This window comes from Pseudoxanthomonas sp. UTMC 1351 (genome assembly GCF_040948865.1).
Taxonomy (GTDB): Bacteria; Pseudomonadota; Gammaproteobacteria; order Xanthomonadales; family Xanthomonadaceae; genus Pseudoxanthomonas_A.
In genome coordinates, this window is the sequence record NZ_JAVGJT010000018.1 from 170,228 (window position 1) to 191,974 (window position 21,747).

The 21,747-nt window shown below is 61.8% G+C and carries 19 protein-coding genes; 6 read left to right on the forward strand and 13 right to left on the reverse strand.

What is annotated here, in order from left to right:
* Nucleotides 1-112: 112 nt before the first annotated feature.
* Nucleotides 113-892 (reverse strand): RNA methyltransferase, encoded by a 780-nt coding sequence (locus AB6O04_RS13725; RefSeq protein WP_368564586.1) that lies wholly within the window; start codon nucleotides 890-892, stop codon nucleotides 113-115.
* A gap of 95 nt (nucleotides 893-987) precedes the next feature.
* On the opposite strand from AB6O04_RS13725, the gene AB6O04_RS13730 reads away from it, so the two are divergent.
* Complete coding sequence (locus AB6O04_RS13730) at nucleotides 988-1,806, forward strand: inositol monophosphatase family protein (RefSeq protein ID WP_368564587.1); 819 nt, start codon at nucleotides 988-990, stop codon at nucleotides 1,804-1,806.
* A gap of 179 nt (nucleotides 1,807-1,985) precedes the next feature.
* Here the strand turns inward: AB6O04_RS13730 and secF are convergent, their stop codons facing one another.
* The 7 genes from secF to AB6O04_RS13765 all read right to left on the reverse strand — a co-directional run bounded on the left by secF (nucleotide 1,986) and on the right by AB6O04_RS13765 (nucleotide 8,920).
* Nucleotides 1,986-2,951, reverse strand: a complete 966-nt coding sequence (gene secF, locus AB6O04_RS13735) for a protein translocase subunit SecF (RefSeq protein WP_368564589.1) — start codon at nucleotides 2,949-2,951, stop codon at nucleotides 1,986-1,988.
* A gap of 15 nt (nucleotides 2,952-2,966) precedes the next feature.
* A complete protein-coding gene (gene secD, locus AB6O04_RS13740) occupies nucleotides 2,967-4,859 on the reverse strand; it encodes a protein translocase subunit SecD (RefSeq protein WP_368564590.1) in 1,893 nt (630 codons plus the stop codon).
* Between the two features lie 112 nt (nucleotides 4,860-4,971).
* Nucleotides 4,972-5,316: a preprotein translocase subunit YajC gene (gene yajC / locus AB6O04_RS13745; protein ID WP_368564591.1), complete on the reverse strand. Its 345-nt coding sequence runs from the start codon at nucleotides 5,314-5,316 to the stop codon at nucleotides 4,972-4,974.
* A 247-nt stretch (nucleotides 5,317-5,563) separates the two neighbouring features.
* Nucleotides 5,564-6,697: a tRNA guanosine(34) transglycosylase Tgt gene (tgt, locus tag AB6O04_RS13750; protein WP_368564592.1), complete on the reverse strand. Its 1,134-nt coding sequence runs from the start codon at nucleotides 6,695-6,697 to the stop codon at nucleotides 5,564-5,566.
* A gap of 40 nt (nucleotides 6,698-6,737) precedes the next feature.
* The gene (locus AB6O04_RS13755; protein ID WP_368564593.1) at nucleotides 6,738-7,346 is read right to left on the reverse strand and encodes a flavin reductase family protein; all 609 of its coding nucleotides are present in this window, start codon (nucleotides 7,344-7,346) and stop codon (nucleotides 6,738-6,740) included.
* A complete protein-coding gene (queA, locus tag AB6O04_RS13760) occupies nucleotides 7,336-8,412 on the reverse strand; it encodes a tRNA preQ1(34) S-adenosylmethionine ribosyltransferase-isomerase QueA (RefSeq protein ID WP_368564594.1) in 1,077 nt (358 codons plus the stop codon). The genes AB6O04_RS13755 and queA overlap by 11 nt, the downstream gene beginning before the upstream one ends.
* Nucleotides 8,413-8,488: 76 nt before the next feature.
* Nucleotides 8,489-8,920 (reverse strand): Lrp/AsnC family transcriptional regulator, encoded by a 432-nt coding sequence (locus AB6O04_RS13765; RefSeq protein WP_368564595.1) that lies wholly within the window; start codon nucleotides 8,918-8,920, stop codon nucleotides 8,489-8,491.
* Between the two features lie 123 nt (nucleotides 8,921-9,043).
* Here AB6O04_RS13765 and AB6O04_RS13770 point away from each other — a divergent pair, with 123 nt between their 5' ends.
* On the forward strand, nucleotides 9,044-10,540 hold the full coding sequence (locus AB6O04_RS13770) for an aminotransferase class III-fold pyridoxal phosphate-dependent enzyme (RefSeq protein WP_368564596.1): 1,497 nt from the start codon (nucleotides 9,044-9,046) through the stop codon (nucleotides 10,538-10,540).
* Between the two features lie 55 nt (nucleotides 10,541-10,595).
* On the opposite strand, the gene AB6O04_RS13775 is transcribed toward AB6O04_RS13770, so the two are convergent.
* Nucleotides 10,596-11,675, reverse strand: a complete 1,080-nt coding sequence (locus tag AB6O04_RS13775) for a phytase (RefSeq protein ID WP_368564597.1) — start codon at nucleotides 11,673-11,675, stop codon at nucleotides 10,596-10,598.
* Nucleotides 11,676-11,958: 283 nt separating this feature from the next.
* On the opposite strand from AB6O04_RS13775, the gene AB6O04_RS13780 reads away from it, so the two are divergent.
* The 4 genes from AB6O04_RS13780 (at nucleotide 11,959) to upp (ending at nucleotide 17,433) form a co-directional block, all read left to right on the forward strand.
* A complete protein-coding gene (locus AB6O04_RS13780) occupies nucleotides 11,959-14,292 on the forward strand; it encodes a TonB-dependent receptor plug domain-containing protein (protein WP_368564599.1) in 2,334 nt (777 codons plus the stop codon).
* A gap of 229 nt (nucleotides 14,293-14,521) precedes the next feature.
* On the forward strand, nucleotides 14,522-16,051 hold the full coding sequence (locus AB6O04_RS13785) for a catalase (RefSeq protein ID WP_368564600.1): 1,530 nt from the start codon (nucleotides 14,522-14,524) through the stop codon (nucleotides 16,049-16,051).
* A gap of 101 nt (nucleotides 16,052-16,152) precedes the next feature.
* A complete protein-coding gene (locus AB6O04_RS13790) occupies nucleotides 16,153-16,725 on the forward strand; it encodes an ankyrin repeat domain-containing protein (protein WP_368564601.1) in 573 nt (190 codons plus the stop codon).
* 75 nt (nucleotides 16,726-16,800) lie between these two features.
* Nucleotides 16,801-17,433: a uracil phosphoribosyltransferase gene (upp, locus tag AB6O04_RS13795; protein ID WP_368564604.1), complete on the forward strand. Its 633-nt coding sequence runs from the start codon at nucleotides 16,801-16,803 to the stop codon at nucleotides 17,431-17,433.
* A 187-nt stretch (nucleotides 17,434-17,620) separates the two neighbouring features.
* Here the strand turns inward: upp and AB6O04_RS13800 are convergent, their stop codons facing one another.
* From AB6O04_RS13800 to AB6O04_RS13815, 4 genes are all read right to left on the reverse strand, one after another.
* A complete protein-coding gene (locus AB6O04_RS13800; RefSeq protein ID WP_368564605.1) occupies nucleotides 17,621-18,085 on the reverse strand; it encodes a transposase in 465 nt (154 codons plus the stop codon).
* 341 nt (nucleotides 18,086-18,426) lie between these two features.
* Nucleotides 18,427-19,317 (reverse strand): MBL fold metallo-hydrolase, encoded by an 891-nt coding sequence (locus AB6O04_RS13805; protein WP_368564606.1) that lies wholly within the window; start codon nucleotides 19,315-19,317, stop codon nucleotides 18,427-18,429.
* A gap of 160 nt (nucleotides 19,318-19,477) precedes the next feature.
* Entirely contained in the window at nucleotides 19,478-21,199 is a 1,722-nt protein-coding gene (ggt, locus tag AB6O04_RS13810; RefSeq protein ID WP_368564617.1) for a gamma-glutamyltransferase, read from the reverse strand.
* Nucleotides 21,200-21,261: 62 nt separating this feature from the next.
* Nucleotides 21,262-21,510 (reverse strand): YfhL family 4Fe-4S dicluster ferredoxin, encoded by a 249-nt coding sequence (locus AB6O04_RS13815; RefSeq protein WP_337342304.1) that lies wholly within the window; start codon nucleotides 21,508-21,510, stop codon nucleotides 21,262-21,264.
* Nucleotides 21,511-21,747: the final 237 nt, after the last annotated feature.

The window sequence follows — 21,747 nt, forward strand, 5'->3', positions numbered from 1 at the left end:
AATGTGGCTGCGCCTGCCAGAACCAGTGCCAAGCCGAACCAGATTGTACGCAACGGGGAAAGCCCGACTAAACGATGCGGGGAGACTAGCTGAATTTGTGACTGGCGGACAGTCAGGGCGCCTTTTCCCGTGCCAATCGGGCCATGCGCTGGGCGTCAGCCAGAATTCCGCGCAACAGGCGGACCTCCTGTTCGTTCAGATTGGCCCGCAGGAACAGCCGGCGCAGTTTGCGCATGGCTGAGTCCGGTGCGCGGCCTTTGTGGAAATCCACATCCATCAGCGTTTCCGCCAGCTGGCCGAAGAATCCTTCCATCTGCGCATGATTGGCCGGCGACTCGTCAGGGTGCATGGTCTGCGGAGCCGGAACGGCTGCCAGCGCGAGCAACGCCAGGCGGAGCTCGTACGCCAGCACCTGCACCGCAGCCGCCAGATTGAGCGAGCTGTATTCGGGATTGGCGGGAATATGCACCGATGCGTGGCACAGCTGCAGTTCCTCGTTGGTCAGGCCGGTCCGCTCACGGCCGAACACCAGGGCCACTTCGCCGAGTCCGGCCGCCTCCACCGCCTTCTCCGCGGCCTCGCGCGGCACCCATTCCTCCAACGCCACCCGCCGGCTGCGCGCGGTGCACCCCAGTACGAAGCGGCAGTCCGCCACCGCTTCGGCCAGCGTGGCGGTCACCACTGCTTCGGCCAGCAAATCGTCGGCCCCGGCCGCGCGCCGGAAGGCTTCTTCGGCCGGATAGTTTTCCGGCGCCACCAACACCAGTCGCATCAGGCCCATGGTTTTAAGCGCACGCGCGGCGGCGCCGATATTGCCAGGGTGCTGGGTACCTACCAGCACTACCCGGATGCGCACCGCAGCGGCGTCGAAAGGATTATCGGGAGTCTTCATGGGTGCAGATGGTAAACTGCGCGGGCCGGCCATCGAGCCGTGCTGCTCTTTCCCACTCGTTACGCCCATCACCGCCTGTCCGAGGTTCTTTACCCATGCAGAAGCCCGTCATCACCGTCATGGTCAAAGCCGCCCGCCTGGCAGGCAATGTGCTGTTGAGGAACATCAACAAGCTCGACAGCCTGAACGTGGTGCAGAAAGAGCGCATGGACTACGCCAGCGAAGTGGACGCCGACGCGGAGAAGGTCATCGTCAAGGAACTTCGCCGCGCCTATCCCGACTACGCGGTCGTGGGCGAAGAAGGCGGAAACCAGGGCAGCGGCCGCTACACCTGGGTCATCGACCCGTTGGACGGCACAAGCAACTACCTGCGGGGTTTCCCCCACTATTGCGTTTCGATCGCCCTGGTCGACAACGGCGAACCGACCGACGCGGTGATCTTCGATCCGTTGCGCAACGATTTGTTCACCGCCAGCCGTGGCGGCGGCGCCCAGCTCAACGAGCGCCGCATCCGGGTGACCGATCGCAAGGAACTGGCGGGCGCCATGGTCGCCACCGGTTTCGCGCCGCGCGAGCGCGCACGCACCGGCGCCCAATTGGAATGCATGCGCGAGCTGCTGGTGCATGCTGAAGACGTACGCCGCGCTGGTTCGGCCGCATTGGATTTGGCTTATGTGGCTTGCGGCCGCCTCGACGCCTATTTCGAGGCCGGCGTGAGGGATTGGGATATCGCAGCCGGCGTGTTGCTGGTGCGCGAAGCCGGCGGCAAAGTCTGCGATTTCCGTGGCGCCAGCCTGGCACGCATGGACGGCCGCAGCGCGCTGACCCGGCAAGTCGTCGCCGGCAACTTGCGCGTTTGCGAAGCGGTGCAGAAAACCATCGTGACGTCCGGCTACGCTGCCACGTTCACCTGAGTTGTAGCGTGCGCTGCGCGCACGGCGAGCATTGCATCACGTAGAGCGGAGCTTGCTCCGCTGCTTTGGGATGGGGGCGCCTGAAGAGCAGCCGAGCAAGCTCGGCTCTACGTCAGATCGCGCGCGCGCAAAAAAGGCCGCGCAATTGCGCGGCCTTTTTGTGTTGCGATTCCTGGGACTTAAGGCCGGCGTGCGAGCGCCGCTTCGTCCTTGGCCCGTGGCAGCAGATCCTGCTTGGTGACCTTCAGGAACCCGATGGTCAGCAACGGACAGGCGATGAAGATCGACGAAATGGTACCGATCACAATGCCCATCATCTGCGACAGCGCCATGCCTTCCAGCGAACCGCCACCGTACATATACAACGCCAGCACGGTCAGGAATGCGACGAGCGAGGTGATGATGGTGCGCGACAGCGTCTGATTGATCGACCGGTTCAGTACTTCCATCGGATCGGCGCGCAACGAACGGAAGTTCTCGCGCACGCGGTCGAACACCACGATGGTGTCGTTGATCGAGAAGCCCATTACCGACAACAAGCCAGCCAACACCGTCAAATCGAACTCGCGCCCCGTCAGCGCGAAGAATCCCGCGACGATCAGCACGTCGTGCAACGTAGTCAGGATGGCCGCCACAGCGAACTTCCATTCGAAGCGGAAGGCGATATAGATCAGGAAGCCCACCACCACGAAGATCAGCGCGTACAGGCCATTCATGGCCAATTCCTTGCCGACCTGCGGGCCGACAAACTCGTTGCGCAGCATCGTTGCCTGATTGTCCGCCGTTGACGCCAGGCGAATCACCTCCTGCGCGGTACTGTTGTTCGCGTCGGAACTGGTCTGGCCCTCGCGGGGTTGCAGGCGAACCAACAAGTCCTTGCCCGTGCCGAAGGTCTGTACCTGCGCGCTCCGGTAGCCGCCGGCCTCCAGTCGCTCGCGCACGCCGTCCACATCAGGCGCGGTATTGAAACGCAGTTCCACCACGGTGCCACCCGTGAAATCGAGCGCGTAGTTGAAGCCGTTCACGGCCATCGCGCCAATGGCGACCACCGCCAGCGCGACCGCCACGGCGATCGAGAACCAGCGCAGGCGCAGGAAGTTGACGTTGGTATGGTTGGAGATGAGGTGCAACGGGAAAATTTTCATTGTCAGGGTCTCCCGTCAGATGGCCAGCGACTTGAGCTTGCGGCGGCGGCCGTAGATCAAAGTGGCGATGGCGCGCGACACGGTCACCGCGGTGAACACGGAGGTCAGAATGCCGACGATCATGGTGATGGCGAAGCCTTTCAGCGGACCGGTACCGAATGCGAACAGTGCGACGCCTGCCAGCAACGCGGTCATGTTGGAGTCGAAGATGGTGCCCGAGGCCTTGTCGTAACCGGTGGCGATAGCCGCCTGCGGCGGTACCCCGGCACGCAACTCTTCGCGTATGCGTTCGTTGATCAGCACGTTGGCGTCCACCGACATGCCGATGGACAACGCCAGGCCGGCAAAGCCAGGCAAGGTCATGGTGGCACCGAACAACGACATCACTGCCACCACCATCACCAGGTTGAGCAGCAGGGCGATACAGGTGATCAGGCCGAACATGCGGTAGTAGACCAGGAAGAACGCCAGTGCGAACAGGAACGAGTACATCACCGCCTTGGTGCCACGCTCGACGTTTTCCTTACCCAGGCTGGGGCCGACCACGCGCTCTTCGATGAAATCCATCGGCGCCGCCAGCGAACCGGCGCGCAACAATTTGGCGAGGTTATCGGCTTCGGTTTTCTCCAGGCCGGTGGTTTGGAAGTTCTTGCCGAACACGCCGGCGACGCGGGTCGGCGCCAGCGCTTCTTCCCTGACCTTGACCGTGCGCACTTCCTTGCCGTCGATAACTTCAACCTGGGGAATGCGCTCGATGTAGACGACCGACATCAGTTTGCCAACGTTCTCGCTGGTGAACTCGAACATGCGCTGGCCGGCGACATTATTCAGGGTGATGTCCACCGCTGGCAGGCCATTTTGGTCCGTGCCGGCACGTGCGTTGATCATCTGATCGCCCGACGCAAGCACGCGCTTGCTCAACAACACGGGAACCGGCTTGCCGTCGGGGCCGGGGTCGCGCAAGTAATAGACCTTGGCTTCCGGCGGAATATTGCCGGTGGCCACCGCGTCCTGCGCGTTGCCGTCCACTACGGCGCGGAACTCCAGCGTCGCGGTCGCACCGATCAGGCGCTTGGCCTCGGCGGTGTCCTGCACACCCGGCAGCTGCACGACCACCCGGTCGTTACCTTGGCGCTGAATGATGGGCTCGGCCACACCCAGTTCGTTGACGCGGTTACGCAGCGTCGCGATGTTCTGCTCGATGGCGTCGCCGGCTACCTGGTTCAGTTCGCTTTCGGCCAAGCCGATTACCAGCTGCTGGCCACTGATCTCATAGCTAGGACCGGTTCCCGGCGCCACGCCGGCACCGGCGGATGCCGCAAACGCTTTCGCCAACGCATCGCGCGCGTCTTCGGGCTTCTGCCCGGGGACGAGGGTCACGACCAGGCTATTGTCCGGGCGACGCTCCACCGACTGATACCTCACCCGCGCGTCGCGCAGGGTCGTGCGGGCGTCTTCCAGCAGAGAATCAATACGCTTGTTCAACGCGGCCCGTTGATCCACCTGCAAGACGAAATGCACGCCGCCTTGCAGGTCCAGGCCCTGCACCATTGGGCGGGCGCCCAGGTTGCTGAGCCAGTCTGGCACCGTGGAAGCCAGGTTCAACGCCACCACGTAGTCTTCGCCCAGGCTCTGGCGCAAGCTGTCGTTGGCCTTGGTCTGCGCGTCAAGATCGGGCAGGCGCACCAGCAAGTTGCCGCCGTCCTGCTCCACCTCCTTGGCGTTCACACCCACGGCCTTCAACGCCGCATCCACCCGCTGGCGCAACGCGCTGTCGATGGCGAAACCGCGATTCGGGGTGATCTGCACCGAGGGATCCTGCGGATAGATGTTGGGCAACGCATAGAGCGTGCTGAACATCACTACCAGCAGGATGAGGACGTATTTCCAACGTGGGAATTCAAGCATTGCGGCAACCCGCACGAACCCTTCCCGGATCCGCGCTCAACAGTGGTGTGAAAACAGTGGATTCCGGCGTGGCGCGAATGGCGGCAAGCCGGCGTGGATCAACTCTATGAAATCAGGCGGACTTCAGCGTGCCCTTCGGCAGCACGTTGCCTACGGCAGCCTTCTGCACGCGGATACGCACACCATCGGCGATTTCCACGGTGACGAAGTTGTCGCCGATGTCGGTGACGGTACCGGCGATGCCGCCAGAAGTGATGATTTCATCGCCCTTGGACAGCTTCTCCAGCATGCCGCGGTGTTCCTTGGCGCGCTTCATCTGGGGACGGATCATCAGGAAATACATGACGGCGATCAGAGCGATCGGCATCAGCAGGCCAAAACCACCCAGGCCTTGCGGCGCGGCTGCGCCAACGACCTGCGCATGGGCCGGCGCGATCAGGAAATCTAGCAAATTCATGTATTTATCCATATATATGTGAAACCAGCCGGGAATTATGCCACGCGTGACCGCTCCCGTCCCCAAGGACCGACGCCGCACGGCGCGATGAACAGGGCCGGCGGGTCAAAGACCCCGGGAATGCTGAAAGGTTCCGGGGAGAGAAGCTCGGTAGGAGCGGCGTTCTGCCGGTAGGAAAGGCGTTCCACCGGTAGGAGCGGCGGGGCGCCCCGCCGCTCCTACAAAAAAGCTGTTTCGTCCTAGGGAATCAAGGTGCCGGCAATCCTCGGGCGGCATAGAACGCCGTGCGGAATTCGGCGAAACGCCCCTGCTCGATGGCCGCCCGCATGTCGGCCATCAGCTTCTGGTAGTACCAGAGGTTGTGTAGGGTTCCCAGCATGGGCGCCAGCATTTCGTTGCAGCGGTCCAAGTGACGCAGGTACGACCGGGTAAAGCCGTTGCGGCACGCATAGCAACCGCAGCCGGGCTCGATCGGATCCAAGTCCTGCTCGTACTTGGCATTGCGGATGCGCACCGTGCCTGACGAGGTGAAGTAATGGCCGTTGCGTGCGTTGCGCGTGGGCATCACGCAGTCGAACATATCCACGCCGCGCGCCACTGATTCCACGAGATCTTCCGGACGGCCCACGCCCATCAGATAGCGCGGCTGGTCCTGCGGCAGCAGCGGATGCACATGCTCCAGGATGCGGTTGCGTTCTTCTTCCGGCTCGCCGACCGCCAGGCCACCGATGGCATAGCCGTCGAAGCCGATCTGGCGCAACCCCGCCGCAGAGCGCTCACGCAGGTGTTCGTGCACGCCGCCCTGGACGATGCCGAACAGCGCCGCGTCGTTGCCTTCGTGCGCGGCCTTGCTGCGTTCGGCCCAACGCAGGCTCAGCTCCATCGATTTGCTCGCCACTTCCTCGGTCGCCGGGACACCATCGATCAAATAAGGCGTGCATTCGTCGAAGATCATCACGATGTCCGAATCGAGCACCTTCTGCACATGCATGCTTTCTTCCGGCCCCAGGAATACTTTGCTTCCATCCACCGGCGAAGCGAAGGTCACGCCCTGCTCGGTGATCTTGCGGCGATGCGCAAGCGAGAACACCTGGAAGCCGCCGGAGTCGGTGAGGATGGGTTTGTTCCAGCGCGCGAAACCATGCAGGCCGCCATGCTTCTCGATGACTTCCAATCCTGGCCGCAGATACAGATGGAAGGTGTTGCCGAGAATGATCTCCGCGCCCAGTTCCTCGGTGTGTTCCGGCAGGATGCCTTTCACCGAGCCATACGTACCCACTGGCATGAACGCAGGTGTCTCCACGGTGCCGCGTGGAAACGTCAGCCGGCCGCGACGCGCGACGCCGTCGGTGCCCAGCAGTTGGAAGCTCAGTCGTGACATACCGTTGACTACTTTGAGAATGTTCTAGAGGAAAGGCAGGCTATTTGGGACGAATCATGCTGAAGGTATCGCGGGTCATGGCGTAAAGGCTGCCACCCATGCGGCCGACCAGATCCAGCTTGGCAGCATCGGCATGACGGGCATCGGCCAGCACACCATCGTCGATATGCGCCAGCAGCACTTCGGCGAAAACGAGATGATGGGTGGGCTGCTCGGCCGGATACGGTTTGATCTCTCCTACTCGGCACTCGAACGCCACCGACGCGCCAGCTACACGCAGCGGCTTTACTCGTTCGCTGGGAACAGCGGCAATGCCGAACTGCTCGAATTCGCTGATGCCGTGCGGCAGGCTGGACGAACTGGCATTCATTGTCTCGGCTTGCGCATGACTGACCAGATGCACCACCAATTCGCCACTGTCGCGCACATTGAGCAGCGTGTCCTTCGGCTCGACTCCGTTGCGCTGGCTGATGCTGATCATCAAGGTCGGCGGATCGTCGCAAACCACTTGGAAGAAGCTGAAAGGCGCCAGGTTATCAATACCTTCAGGCGAGCGCGTGGACACCCAGGCGATCGGCCGCGGCGTAACCGTCGCGGTCAGCCAGCGATAGCCTTCCGCGGCCGGCAGTTCGGAAAAATCAAGGCGCATCCGGCTGCCCTTTCGCCGCATCGTCCGCCTGCGGGAACAGCAGCATGGCATCGCCATAGGAGAAGAACCGGTAGCGCTCGCGCACGGCGTGCTCATACGCGGCCATGACCCGGGCTTTGCCTGAGAAGGCAGACACCAGCATCAGCAGCGTGCTTTCCGGCAAATGGAAGTTGGTGACTAGCGCATCGACGCTGCGGATGCGGTAGCCGGGAAAAATGAAGATCTGCGTTTCGCCGGCGAATGGCTGCAGTTCGCCGCGGCTGTTTTCATTCACGCGCGTTGCCGATTCCAGCGCACGCACCACCGTCGTGCCCACGGCGATCACGCGGCCGCCACGGGCACGTGTCGCTCGCACTTGCTCCACCAGCGCAGCGCCCACGTTCAACCATTCGCTGTGCATCCGGTGTTCGCGCACGTCTTCCACCCGGATCGGCTGGAAGGTGCCGGCACCCACGTGCAGCGTCACATGCCCGAAGTTGACGCCTTTGGCGCGTAACGCGGCCAGTAGCGCATCATCGAAGTGCAGGCCCGCGGTCGGTGCGGCCACGGCACCCAACTCGCGCGCGAATACCGTTTGGTAGCGTTCGTCATCGTCGGCACCCGGCTGGCGCTGGATGTAAGGCGGCAGCGGCAGTCGTCCTGCCTTCAAAAGCCAACTTTCCAGCGAATCCGGCACATGAAAACGTAATTGATAGAACTCGCCTTCGCGGCCCAGCACTTCCGCTTCGCCCCCTGCATCCAACTGGATGCGGCCACCAGGCTTGGGCGATTTGCTGGCGCCGATCTGCACCCGTGCGGCGTTATCCGGCAGCAGACGCTCGATCAGTATCTCCACGCGTCCACCGCTTTCCTTTTGACCGAACAATCGTGCCGGAATCACCCGGGTGTCGTTGAACACCAGCAGATCGCCCGGTGCCAGCCACTCCGGCAAGTCCCGCACATGGCGATCCGCGAACGGTTGGTCACCTGGCGGCACTACCAACAGGCGGCTGGCCGAACGCTCGGGTAGCGGCGCCTGCGCGATCAGGGCTTGCGGCAATTCGAAATGGAAGTCGGACTTCTTCACGGGGTAGGCCTGGGGAGGGCGCGCATTGTACGTGAGCGTAGTGGTTCTTATCGGCGACCGGGCCGGTTGAGCGGCGCTACCGCTCGAATTTGGTCGACAGCACGATGGATGAGGTGGTCCGTTCCACGCCTTCGATCACGCCGATCCGGTCGGTCAGCTGGTCCATGGCGTCCACTGAGGGCACCACGCCGATCGCGATCAGATCGTAGGCACCACTGACCGAATGCAGCACCCGCAGTTCCGGCATGGCACGCAGGGCCGCCACGACCGAGGTCATTTGCTTGGGATGGACGGTGATCATGATGTGGGCGCGGATATAGCCGCGCTCGAAATCTTCGCGAATCCGTACGGTATAGCCGCTGATGATGCCTTCCTGCTCCAGACGCTCGATGCGGCTTTGCACCGTGGTGCGGGACAGGTTGAGCCGGCGGGCGATCTGCGCGGTGGAGGCGCGCGCATTCTCCCGTAACAGGGACAGCAGCAGTTCGTCGGTGGCGGAAATCTTCATTCGGCCGGCATTTTCGTCGATTCGACGAAATTTAAAGGAAATTTGCGCAAATCATAACTGTCAAACGACGAATTTATCTAGATAATTAGACGCTTGACTTCAGTAACCCGGAAAGAGACGCCCATGGCCCCGATCGAACTGCTCGCCCCCCTGCGTGCCCACAAGGGCAAACGCCTGACCACTGGGCTCGACGATGCCACGGTGACGCGATTCGCGGCGAGCCACCCCGACCTGATTGCCGCCATCAAGGCGGCGGCGGAAGAGCATGCCGCGCTGCAGGGCGAGTTCGCCGAACTGTTCGACATGGACGAAGACCAGCAGCTGCGCGCCGTCCAGGGTGGCTTCGTCAACTTCTATCCGGATGACGCGATCACCCCTTACATCGCGCTGACCGCACGCGGCCCCTGGGTGGTCAGCCTCAATGGTGCGGTGCTGTATGACGCTGGCGGCTACGGCATGCTCGGCTTCGGCCACACCCCCGAGCAGGTGATGGCCGCCATGGCCAAGCCGCAGGCGATGGCCAACATCATGACGCCCAGCCTGTCGCAGCTGCGTTTCGACCGTGCGCTACGCAAGGAGATCGGGCACACCCGCGGCGGTTGTCCTTACGCCCGCTTCCTGTGCCTGAATTCGGGTTCCGAGTCGGTGGGCCTGGGCGCGCGCATCGCCGACATCAACACCAAGCTGCAAACCGATCCGGGTGCCCGGCACGAAGGCCGTGCGATCAAGCGCATCGTGGTGAAGGGCAGCTTCCACGGCCGCACCGAACGCCCGGCGCTGTATTCGGATTCCTCGCGCAAGTCCTACGTCCAGCATCTGGCGAGTTTCCGCAACGAGGATTCACTGATTGCCATTGAGCCATACGACGTGGAGGCATTGAAGCGCGCTTTCTCCGACGCCGATGCCAAGGGCTGGTTTGTGGAGGCGGTGTTCCTGGAACCGGTGATGGGTGAAGGCGATCCGGGCCGTTCGGTTCCGCCGGCTTTCTACGCCGCCGCCCGCGAACTGACCCGCAGTCATGGCAGCTTGTTCCTGGTCGATTCGATCCAGGCCGGCCTGCGCGCGCATGGCGTGCTGTCCATCGTGGACTACCCCGGGTTCGAAGGCCTGGATGCGCCCGATATGGAAACCTATTCCAAGGCGCTGAACGCCGCGCAATATCCGCTGTCGGTGCTGGCGGTCAACGAACGCGCCGCCGGCCTGTACCGCAAGGGTGTGTACGGCAACACCATGACCAGCAATCCGCGTGCACTGGATGTTGCTTGCACCGTGCTGGAAATGCTGACTCCGCAACTGCGCCAGAACATTCGTGCACGCGGCAAGGAAGCGCTGGAGAAACTCGAAAAACTGAAGGCAGATCTGGGCGGACTGATCACCAAGGTGCAAGGCACCGGCTTGCTGTTCTCGTGCGAGTTGGCGCCCCAGTTCAAGTGCTATGGTGCCGGGTCCACTGAGGAGTGGTTGCGCGAACGCGGCGTCAATGTGATCCATGGCGGCGCCAATTCGCTGCGTTTCACGCCGCATTTCGCGATGGAATCGGACGAACTGGACTTGCTGATCAGCATGATCGGCCGCGCGCTTCGCGAAGGCCCGCGTGCCGCGCAAGCCGCGGCTGCTTAGCAAACCTGTAGGAGCGGCGTCCCGACGCGAGCTCTTCCGTCAACCTGAAATCGTGCTACCGGGCAAGCACACAAGCCGGCAGCTTCAACGCATTGGCAATATCGCGCCAATCGAACGCCGCAACAGCCTGGTCATCATCGACCGCGTAGAAAATCCCCTGAGGGAATCGGGCATCGGCGGTCTGGTCTAACCACACACCATCGGTGTTCGCGGTCTTCTGGCCGGCAAAGGCACCCAGATGTTTCAACGTTTTCCGGTCGAAGATATGGAACAGACTGCGGTCCTTGAACTGGTCGGTGGCGATCCAATAGCCCGCTCCGCCTTCGCAGCGCATCAACGCCATGCCTTCCGCCTGCGCCTTGAACAGATCCGCTCCGATGTCACGGCCACGGTAACGGCCTTCAAGATCGTATTCGCGCAGGCGCGTGCCGGTGGCCACGTCTTCTTCCGCCAGCAGCAGCCGATCGTTTTCCACGTCACCGAATACCGATTCGGCAATACGAATCGCACCCGCATCCGAGGTTTCGCCGAAGCTACCCATTAACCTCGCCTGCCAACCCTCCGGCACACGCCGCAACTGATAGCGCTTGAAACGCTGGCCAAGTTCCGTCAATGGCGGCGGCAGGTCGTCGTTCTGCGGCGACATGTAGTTGTCGCTGACAATCACTTCGTAGCTGTCTTTCTGCGCGCGCACCCATAGGCCATACGGCTGCTTCAGATCCTCCGCACCGAACACCAGGAAAGGCTGCATGGACGGCAGCTGGAACAACTGCACACGGCGGTTGTCGCGTTCCACCACCAGCGCCAAATCATCGATCACCGCGATGCCATTCGGGCGGCGCATCTGTCCCAGCCCCGTACCCGTACTGCCCACGGTCCGCAACTGGTGGCCGGTGCTGCCGTCGTATATCACCAGACGATCGCCGGCTTTGGCAGTGGCCAGCAACCAACGTTGGCCATCCGGTGCTCGCCAGCTAGCGGGCGAATCGATGTTTTCGGCCGGCGTGGCGGCTGTCAGGAACGCTTCGCGAACCACATGGTGCGGCAGTTTCGCTTCGCTCAGCAGCGGATCTTTTTCGAAGGCTTCATCTGGCTCGCGGTCAGGCTTCGGCGCAGCGACACAAGCGGCAAGCATCCAAACAGCCACGCATATGGCGAAGCGAAATTTCACTGGTCATCCCCTGGCATAAAAATGCAATAGACAATCGGAAAGCTTGTACCGGCCGATTATGAAACTTTCGTGTCAGTCCATGGTGGCACGACCTCATTTCGACCCTCTTCCGGAAAACACGTGACAAACCGACGCTACCAGCGCTCAAGCGTTGATTCGCCGATTCGCCGGAAACGTCTTGGTCATATTTTCGCCACATCACCCGCGTACAAAGTTTCGTTTAACTTGATAACGGGGACGTGACACGATGAAACGCAATGCTTTGGCTGCCGGCCTGTCGCAGGGGCTGTTCTGCATGGCGCTGCTGCCCGCCAGCTTCGCCGCCAGCGCTCAGAATGTGGCGCCGGACGCTGGCGCGGCCGATCCCAAGCAGTTGGATACCATCGTGGTACAGGGGGAAATCACCTACCGCAACCGCACCGAGGCCACGGCACCCGTACTGTCGTACGACCTGGAATATTTTCAGCGCTTCGAGCCGCTGACGGTCGGTGACATGCTGAAGCGCGTGCCCAGTATGGTCTTCGTTTCCGATGTATTGGAATACGATGGCGCCCAGCTCCGCGGTCTGGATCCGGGCTACACCCAGATTCTCATCAATGGCAAAAAAGTGCCCGGCGCCGGCAATGATCGCTCGTTCTTCGTCGACCGCATTCCCGCCGAGCTGGTGGAACGTATCGAGATCATCCGCAGCACCAGCGCCAACCGTTCCGGTGACGCGATGGCGGGTGCATTGAACATTGTGCTGCGCGACGCTTATGAGTTCGACGGGAAGTATGTCCGCGCCGGCGTGATGCATTTCGATGACGGCAAGTACAAGAACACTTATGGCGGTGTGGCCAGTGGTGAGGTCGGTGGCGGGCGATTGCTGGGCGGTTTCAACGTGCAGGGCCGTTACAACCCGAAACTTAAGCGCAGCGACCGCTTCGAAGAACCTGGTGGCGATTTCGTCGATGCCGAAGACCAGACCGATACCCGCGACGGCACCGACTATTCGGCCAACCTGTCTTACGCCCGCGATGTCGGCACCGGCCGGCTCACCCTGGACGGTTTCTATGTGCGCACCGACCGCACCGAAACCGAGCACTCGCTGGAGTACAACGATCCGTCGAGTACCAGTCGCGACAATCTGTTGTCCGAGAACAATCAGCTGGAAGACATCGACCAGGACAACGGTTCCCTTGCCGCCGAGTACGTGTTCGATATGGCCGGCGGCCGCACCGAGCTCGCTCTGGGCTATGCGCGATTCGAGGACAACACCGTCAGCACCGAAGAAGAAGTGGGCTACGACGACGACGATGCCCCGCCGTCGTTCGACGGATTCGAAGGCACGCGCACGCTAACCGACACCCAGGACCGCGAACTGACCTTCAAGGCTGCGCACAAGCGCGATCTCGGCGCCGTGCGGATGGAGTTCGGCGTGGACTACCTGGACAAGCAGCGCGAGGTCGCCCTGCAAGTCAGCGAGGTGGATACCGATGAGGAAGGCGCGCCACTGCCGCCATATGACGAGTTCGACCGCGATGCCAGCCGCATCGACGAACGCCGCGTCGATCCCTACCTGATGCTCTCCGGCACCCAGGGCAGTCTGGCCTGGGAAGCCGGCCTGCGCTATGAGAACACCGACATGGATGTGCGCGCGGACGACGAGTCCGCCAGCAACGACTACTCGATGCTGCTGCCTTCCGGTCACCTGAAGTGGGACGTGACCGACAACGACCGGATTAGCCTGTCGCTGGGCCGCACCGTGCGCCGCCCCAACTTCAACTCGGTCCTGCCGCTGCTGCTGGAAGAGGAGTACGGCGACAACGATTTCATCGGCAACCCGCAACTGGACCCGGAGTTGGCCTGGGGTATCGACCTTGGCTTCGAACATCGGCTGGGTAAACGCGGCGTCGTCGGCATCAACCTGTTCTACCGCGATGTGCAGGACCTGATTGAAGTGGTGAACACTGGCGAACCCAGCGCCACCGCCGTCGCCGACTTCGAGGACGAGGTGGAAGAGTTCCTCGAAGAGAATCCGGATGCGGTTCTCGGCTCGCCCGGCTATCCGGAGTTCGATCCCAACAGCTTCGTCTACACCGCCGCCAACGTCGGCGACGGTTATGTCTATGGTGTCGAGTTGGACATGTCAACGCCACTGACGGCCATCGGAATGCCGGATACGGGCGTGTTCGTCAATTACTCATGGCTGGACAGCTCGGTCGATGATGCATTCGGCGGGCGCCGCTTCAACAACCAGGCGAAGTACGTCTACAACGTTGGCTTTATCCAGGATGTCCCGTCGTGGGGCTTCTCTTTCGGAGCCAGCTATCGCCGCCAAGGCGATGCGTTTTCGCGCATCCTGGCCGAAGAGGTCGCCACTCGCTACGGCGCGGATCTGGAGGTGTTCGTCGAGAAGCGTTTCGGTCAGAACCTCTCGCTTCGGTTGACCGGTTCCAATCTGCTCGACGCGGACAAGCGCGAAGCGTTCAACAAGTTCGACAATGCCGCCGATCAACTGGACCGCGACTTCGACGAATACGAACTCGAACGCGAAACCGCGGGTCCGGTCTATCAGTTGATCGCACGCTATTCGTTCTGATTGACGGTACTCACAAGAGAAGCAGCCGCTTTGGCGTGGGACCAAGCGGCTGCTTCGGCAAACAAAAGAATAAGAATCGATGTGAACAAACTCACCGCCATGGTGACAGATCGCAGAACGATCATAGGACAAAGTTATAGCGCCAATCGAAATTGACGATTTCACAAAGGTGTCTGCTCCTTGGATTCTGGAGCCGGAGAGAACAACCTCTTCGTCAATCGGACACCGTATGCGCATACTTCACTCGTCTCTTGCACTACCACTATCCGCCCTGCTGTGTATTGCCAGCAGCGCCGATGCCCAACAGCCGCTCACGCGCGACAATGGTGCTCCGGTGGGAGACAACCAGAACTCACAGACAGCAGGCCCGGACGGGCCGGTTCTGCTGCAGGACGTGCATTTGATTCAGAAGCTGCAACGCTTCGACCGCGAGCGCGTGCCGGAGCGTGTCGTGCACGCTCGCGGCACGGGCGCCCATGGCGAGTTCGTCGCCGCGGGAGACATCACCCGTTACACGCGCGCCAAGGTGTTCGCGCCCGGCACCACCACAGCGGTCTTCGTGCGCTTCTCCACTGTGATCCACGGCAACCATTCACCGGAAACCTTGCGCGACCCGCGTGGATTCGCCACGAAGTTCTATACCAACGAAGGCAACTGGGATCTGGTGGGCAACAACCTGCCGGTGTTCTTCATCCGCGATGCCATGAAGTTCCCGGACATGGTGCACTCGCTCAAGCCGGCACCGGACACCAATCTGCAGGATCCGAACCGTTTCTTCGATTTCTTCTCGCATGTGCCCGAGTCCACTCACATGTTGACCCGGTTGTATTCGGACCTGGGCACACCCGCTAGCTATCGGTTCATGGATGGCAACGGCGTGCATGCCTACAAGCTGGTGGACGCCAACGGCGCCTACGTTTACGCGAAGTTCCGCTGGGATAGCCGCCAGGGCGAAAAGAATCTGTCTGCTGCGGAGGCGGCCAAGATCCAGAGCAGCAGCTTCAATCATGCGTCGCTCGACCTGATCGAAGCGATCAAGCGCGGCGAGTATCCGCAGTGGGATCTGTATGTGCAGATTGTGCAGCCGGAGCAGTTGGACAAGTTCGACTTCGACCCACTCGACCCCACGAAGATCTGGACCGACATTCCGGAAACCAAGGTTGGAACGATGACGCTCAATCGCAATCCCGCCAACGTGTTCCAGGAAACCGAGCAGAGTGCGTTTGCGCCCGCCAATCTGGTCCCGGGCATCGAGCCTTCAGAGGACCGTCTGCTACAAGGCCGTGTGTTCTCTTACGCCGATACCCAGTTGCACCGTATTGGCCCCAATGCGCATCAGCTGCCCATCAACGCATCCAATGCCGCCGTCAATAGCAACAATCAGGATGGCCGAAGCAATGCGGGCGCGCGCACCGGGACGGTTAATTACGAGCCATCGCGCATGCCGCCTAAGCGGCAACCGGCCGAGTACCGTTATAGCCAGCTATCATTGAGCGGCACGACCCAACAAGCACGCATTGCAAAGACGCTCAACTTCCGCCAAGCCGGCGAGTTCTATCGCTCCCTTTCTGCTGCCGAGCAGAAGAACCTGATCGCCAATCTGGCCGGCGACCTGGGCCAGGTCCGCGACGATGCGACTTTATACGCGATGCTTTCGCACTTCCAGAAAGCCGATGCCGATTACGGCGAACGGCTGAGTCGCGCGGTCAAGGCCGAACCTGCCAGAGTGCGCAGTCTCGCGGCCGCACTAGTCGAGTAAACGATCGCGCAAGCGCCTGATCGTCAGTCTGGGCGCAGCGCTCTCAGCGCGCGCTGTGCCCAGCTCTCTTTATGTTGCTCATGCATCCGTCTGGAGAAACTATGAAATCCATCCTGCTGGTCTGCCTGCTGGGTGCGGGTATGGGCCAAAGCGCGCACGCTGTCGACGCGTCCATCGCTCTGACTGCAGAGGCGCTGCAGCCCTACCTGTTCGACGCTGCCCGCACCGGCGACGCCCAGTTGCTGAGCGAGTTGATCGCAAGGGGCTCCGAAATCGACGCACATGACGTGCAAGGCAATACCGCCTTGATCCTGGCCGCCTACCACGGCCGGCTAGTGGCGCTGGACGTGCTGCTGCAAGCCGGCGCTGACCTGAACCTGGCCGACGTCCGCGGCAACACCGCATTGATGGGGGCACTGTTCAAGGGCGAAACGGCCATCGCCAATCGTCTGCTGGCGGATCCACGCACCGACGTCAATACACGCAACCACGCCGGCCAAACCGCTGCCATGTTCGCCGCGCTGTTCGGACGCGACACGCTGCTTGAGGCGTTGGCCGCCCGCGGCGCCGATCTGGCCATGGCCGACGCCCGCGGCGCCACTGCCGAAGTGCTGGCGAGGCAACAGGGCAATGGGCTGCTGGCGGACCGCATCGCGCAGCTGCTCGCCCGCTAGTTCCTTTTTCGCTCGCCTCAAGGCGGCCGATCCGGGCAGACTATGCATACTGTCGCCGCTGCTGGGCCCGCACCAATGAAAACCGTTGAAGTCCGCCATCCCTTGGTTCAGCACAAGATCGGCTTGCTACGCAACGCCACGCTCAACACCAAGGATTTCCGCGAGTTGGTGACCGAATTGGGGACACTGCTGGCCTACGAGGCCACCGCCGATCTCGAAACCGGACCGGAAACCATGGCCGGCTGGGCAGGACCTGTCGAAGTACAGAAGATCGCGGGTGCCAAGATCACTCTGGTGCCCATTTTGCGGGCGGGTCTTGGCATGTTGCCGGGAGTACTGGCGTTACTGCCCACAGCGCGCGTCAGCGTGGTGGGCTTGCAGCGCGACGAAACCACCTTGCAGCCGCTGCCCTACTTCGAAAAGCTCGCAGGCCGGCTGGATGAACGCGATGCTTTGATCCTGGACCCGATGCTGGCCACCGGCGGCACCTTGATCGCCACCATAGACATGCTCAAACGCGCCGGTTGTCGCCGCATCAAAGGCATCTTCCTGGTGGCCGCACCAGAAGGATTGGCTGCATTGGAAAAAGCGCATCCCGACGTGGAGGTCTATACCGCCGCCATCGATGAGCGCCTCAATGACAAGGGCTACATCCTGCCGGGTCTCGGCGATGCGGGTGACCGGATCTTTGGTACGCGTGTTGGTTGACGGTGCGAGAGCGAAGTTCCACGTAGAGCCGAGCTTGCTCGGCTGCTCCTACCGCGACGCTCCATCCGCCAAGAGCAGCGGAGCAAGCTCCGCTCTACGAAGAGCGTCTGGACCGATGTAGAGCCGAGCTTGCTCGGCTACTCTTTGCCTGACATGCATCGCGAAGAGCAGCGGAGCGAGCTCCGCGCTACAGGTCTTCGGTGCGTTGCACCCATCGGCACCACCAATGCGGATAATCCTCGATGCGAGAGACCAGACCGCTGCGAATTGGATTGGCCACCAGATAACGCGCCTGTTCAAGCAGATCCTCGTCCTCGCGAATCCGGTGGTCATAGAACCCTGGTTGCCATACGCTACCGGTTTGCGATGTTTCCATGTTCACGGCGCGCGCCAGGCGTGATTTGAATGCTTGCAAGCAACGGCTCAACGAACCCTGCTTCAGCTCCAATAGCCAATGCACATGATCCGGCATGATCACCCATGCCAATGAGGTGACCCTTTCCTCTTCCTGACACCGGGCTATTTCCGCGGCGGCGGCACCGGCTAGTTGGGATTGCTCGAACAGTGGGTCGCGATTCGAAGTAACGGCGGTGACGACGTAGTACGCCCCAAGTTGGGAATTGCGACCGGTAATTAGACGTGGGCTGGCCATGGAAAAAGCATCGCTTTTTCTATTCACCCCGTCCCTCAGGGCTCTCCCGAATTTTCCGTAGGAATCGGCCGCATGGAGACGTGCGAAGTGTCCGCACGAGCCCAGCGGAGCAAGCTCCGCTCTACGAGAAGCGGTGCCTGGCGTGTGGTGTAGAGCCGAGCTTGCTCGGCTGATAGTTTCCGGAGCCGCTGCACCAACAGCAGCGGAGCAAGCTCCGCTCTACGAGAGGCGTCTTTACGGCGATTCGCTGCCGCCTGCCGTTGCGACGGCCTCATTGCCACTGATTTGGTGCTATCACAGGGCGCAGCTCCGCTCTACGAGAGGCGGCGGATCGTATCGACCTATGCGGCCAACGACCTGGCAGTCAGCTCGGCAACCTCGTGCGCGGTACCGAATTTCCCTTTCTCGTCGCGCACGACTTGCGCCAGTGCGCATTCAGGGTCGTGGGTAAAGAACAAGTGCACATTGCGCGCCAGCTTGTCTTCCAGGAATGCGCGCTTTTCATCGATCAGCAGTTCGGCATTGCGGTCGTATCCCATGGTGATGGGCACATGCACCCACGGGCGGCCGGGAATCAGGTCCGCGCAGAACACAACGCCGCCATGTGCTTCGCCACTCACATGTTCCGGTCCGACGATTTCCGCCAACATCAAACCCGGCGTATGGCCATTGCTGATGCAAAAGCGCACGGTTTCGCCCAACGCTTTCGAATACTCGCCTTCCACCAACTCCAGTCGGCCACTGGCTTGCAACAAGTCCTGCAATTCCGGAATGAAACTGGCACGATCGCGCGGGTGCGGCTGCAAGGCGCGCCGCCAGTGTTCGGCACCCACCACATAGGTGGCGTTAGGAAATAGCAGTTCCGGCGGCTTGCCTTCAGACCAAGGCGCCAGCAGTCCGCCAGCATGATCAAAATGCAGATGGCTCAGCACCACCACATCGATATCGGTGTGATCGAAGCCGGCTGTCTTCAGCGATTCCAGCAGGACGTGTTCCGATTCCTGGACGCCGTAGCGTTCGCGCAGCTTAGGTTCGAAGAAGGCACCGATGCCAGTTTCGAACAACACTGTTTTGCCGTTCAAAGGACTGGCCAGCAATGCGCGGCACGCCAGCGGCACACGATTTTGTTCGTCAGGCGCCAGCCATTTGGCCCACATCGCACGGGGCGCGTTGCCGAACATCGCGCCGCCGTCGAGCTTTTGGGAGTTACCGCGTATCGACCAGAGTTTCATGCGCCGATTCTAACGCCGTGGCGGTCCGCGGACATGAAAACTGCGACCGCGCTGTGTAGGAGCGGCGTCCCGCCGCGAGCTCTTCCGCCAGATTGCGATAGAGCAAAGAGCTCGCGGCGGGACGCCGCTCCTACATGGGGCGTCTATTCAGCCCTTGGACTCAAGGTGAAGCGGCGGACGCCCGCTCCACCACCTTGGCCTCACCCACCGGATTGCGCGGATCGGCACCGCCGCTAAGCGCACCACTGCGCTTGTCCCACAACACTGTCTGCATATTTCCCCAGACGTGGCTGGAAGCGCGGCCAGACACTTTGTCTTCCGGCAGGTTCAGCTGATGGCCCATCGCGCGCAGCGCCGCGGCGACTTCAGGCGTGAACGTACCGGATTCGGCCGAAATCGCATCCGGTGTCCATTGGTGATGGAAGCGCGGCAACGCGGCGACTTCTTGCGGCCCCAGGCCTGCGTCGTAACCCAGTATGCCCAGCAGCACCATGGTGATGATGCGGCTGCCGCCCGGCGTGCCCAGCACGGCCACGCGGTCCGGCGACTCCATGAAACTGGGCGTCATTGAGCTAAGCATCCGCTTCCCCGGTTGCGGCGCATTGGCGTCGTAGCCCATCACGCCGAACGCATTCGGGGTACCGGGCTTGAGCGCGAAGTCATCCATCTCGTTGTTCAGCAGCACGCCGGTCCCGGGCGCAACCAAACCGGAACCGAACAACAGATTGACCGTTTGCGTGGCGGCTACACGATTGCCTTCGGCATCGATGATGGAAAAATGCGTGGTTTCGTCGTCTTCCAAGGGCGTGGGTTCGCCTGACAACAGGTCGCTGGGCGTCGCCTTCTGCGGATGGATCGTCGCGCGCAGGCCAGCGGCGTAATCGCGGCTGGCCAGCGTTTTCACTGGGATTTTTACGAAGTCGGGATCGCCCAGATAGAACGTGCGGTCGCGGAAAGCGCGGCGCATGGCTTCCACGGTCAAATGCGTGCGGTGTGCATCGTCGAGCTTCGCCAGATCCCAGGCATCCAGGATCTGCAGCATTTGCGCCAGCGCCACGCCACCGGAGGACGGCGGTGGCGCGGTGGTGATCTGCCATTCGTTGTAGGCGAAACGCAGCGGCTCGCGCTCGCGTACGCGATAGCCGGCCAGCTCATCGGCGTCCCATCGGCCGCCTTCGGCCTTTACCCCGGCCAGCAGTTTCTTGGCGACTTCGCCGCGGTAGAAACCATCGAAGCCCTTGTCGGCCAGGCGCTCCAGCGTACGTGCGAGATCCGGCTGTTTCAGCAATTCGCCTTCTTTTGGTGGGTCTCCATCGGCCAGAAACACCGCGCGCGTGCCTTTGTAGCGCTCCATCACCTCGCGGCGGGCGCCGTAGCCGCGTGCCAGTCGCCCGTAGACTGGGAAACCTTCGCGCGCGATCCGTATCGCCGGTGCCAGCGAGGTCTTCAGCGGCAACTTGCCGTAGTTCTGCGCCACGTGCACCAGACCCGCTGGCAAACCGGGAATGCCGGCAGCCCAGGGACCGTTCTCGGCGCGGTCGCGATTGAACTCGCCCTTGGCATCCAGATAGCGTTCCGGCGTTGCGGATTTTGGCGCGGTCTCGCGCGCATCCACGAACACGTCCTTGCCGCTCTTGGCGTCGTGCAGCAGGAAAAAGCCGCCGCCGCCAAGACCTGAGCTGATCGGCTCGACCACGGACAATGTGGCCGACACGGCCACCGCGGCATCGAATGCGTTGCCGCCGGCTTGGATGATTTCGAAGCCCGCGTCAGTGGCCAGCTTATGTGCGCTGGCGATGGCGGTACCGGAAGGGTGCTGGGAATGCGGAGCTTGGCCGGTATCGGCGGCCAACACGGCAGGAGCAAAAGCAACCGTCAACAGGACGGCGAAAATTCTGCGTAGTTTCACGGACTCTCCTAGTTTGTGACGAATACAGAGCAGCTTTATTCGGCCTGTAGCCGGCGCAGCTTCGCCAGCAGATCGTCCTGGCTTTCAGGATACGCCGGATCGGGGTCGATGCATTCGACCGGACAGACGACCACGCATTGCGGCTCATCGTGATGGCCGACGCATTCGGTACAACGCGCCGGATCGATCACATAGATCGTCTCGCCCATCGCGATGGCCTGATTGGGGCAGGCCGGCTCGCAGACGTCGCAGTTGACGCAGAGTTCGTTGATTTTGAGGGACATTATTCTTTCGTCATCCCTGCGTGGACGGGAGACCGGTGGCTTTCATGCGGATTGCCAGTAAAGCCACTGGATGACCCGCCATCCGGCGGTTGAGAAGCGCTTCCCGCCTTCGCGGGGATGACGAGCCAGTCAGGGCGTGGTCGGTGCGGCCACGCGCTTGTTGTCGTGATCCTCGCGCAAGCGCGGACCCAATGGCTTGCGTACAGATTACGGGGAAAGCCACTGGATCCCTGCTTT

What these genes read in the sequence shown, in the direction of transcription:
- AB6O04_RS13725 (WP_368564586.1), bottom strand. Translation starts at nt 892, where the DNA reads ATGAAGACTCCCGATAATCCTTTCGACGCCGCTGCGGTGCGCATCCGG.
- AB6O04_RS13730 (WP_368564587.1), top strand. Translation starts at nt 988, where the DNA reads ATGCAGAAGCCCGTCATCACCGTCATGGTCAAAGCCGCCCGCCTGGCA.
- secF (WP_368564589.1), bottom strand. Translation starts at nt 2,951, where the DNA reads ATGAAAATTTTCCCGTTGCACCTCATCTCCAACCATACCAACGTCAAC.
- secD (WP_368564590.1), bottom strand. Translation starts at nt 4,859, where the DNA reads ATGCTTGAATTCCCACGTTGGAAATACGTCCTCATCCTGCTGGTAGTG.
- yajC (WP_368564591.1), bottom strand. Translation starts at nt 5,316, where the DNA reads ATGAATTTGCTAGATTTCCTGATCGCGCCGGCCCATGCGCAGGTCGTT.
- tgt (WP_368564592.1), bottom strand. Translation starts at nt 6,697, where the DNA reads ATGTCACGACTGAGCTTCCAACTGCTGGGCACCGACGGCGTCGCGCGT.
- AB6O04_RS13755 (WP_368564593.1), bottom strand. Translation starts at nt 7,346, where the DNA reads ATGCGCCTTGATTTTTCCGAACTGCCGGCCGCGGAAGGCTATCGCTGG.
- AB6O04_RS13765 (WP_368564595.1), bottom strand. Translation starts at nt 8,920, where the DNA reads ATGAAGATTTCCGCCACCGACGAACTGCTGCTGTCCCTGTTACGGGAG.
- AB6O04_RS13770 (WP_368564596.1), top strand. Translation starts at nt 9,044, where the DNA reads ATGGCCCCGATCGAACTGCTCGCCCCCCTGCGTGCCCACAAGGGCAAA.
- AB6O04_RS13775 (WP_368564597.1), bottom strand. Translation starts at nt 11,675, where the DNA reads ATGCTTGCCGCTTGTGTCGCTGCGCCGAAGCCTGACCGCGAGCCAGAT.
- AB6O04_RS13780 (WP_368564599.1), top strand. Translation starts at nt 11,959, where the DNA reads ATGAAACGCAATGCTTTGGCTGCCGGCCTGTCGCAGGGGCTGTTCTGC.
- AB6O04_RS13785 (WP_368564600.1), top strand. Translation starts at nt 14,522, where the DNA reads ATGCGCATACTTCACTCGTCTCTTGCACTACCACTATCCGCCCTGCTG.
- AB6O04_RS13790 (WP_368564601.1), top strand. Translation starts at nt 16,153, where the DNA reads ATGAAATCCATCCTGCTGGTCTGCCTGCTGGGTGCGGGTATGGGCCAA.
- upp (WP_368564604.1), top strand. Translation starts at nt 16,801, where the DNA reads ATGAAAACCGTTGAAGTCCGCCATCCCTTGGTTCAGCACAAGATCGGC.
- AB6O04_RS13800 (WP_368564605.1), bottom strand. Translation starts at nt 18,085, where the DNA reads ATGGCCAGCCCACGTCTAATTACCGGTCGCAATTCCCAACTTGGGGCG.
- AB6O04_RS13805 (WP_368564606.1), bottom strand. Translation starts at nt 19,317, where the DNA reads ATGAAACTCTGGTCGATACGCGGTAACTCCCAAAAGCTCGACGGCGGC.
- AB6O04_RS13815 (WP_337342304.1), bottom strand. Translation starts at nt 21,510, where the DNA reads ATGTCCCTCAAAATCAACGAACTCTGCGTCAACTGCGACGTCTGCGAG.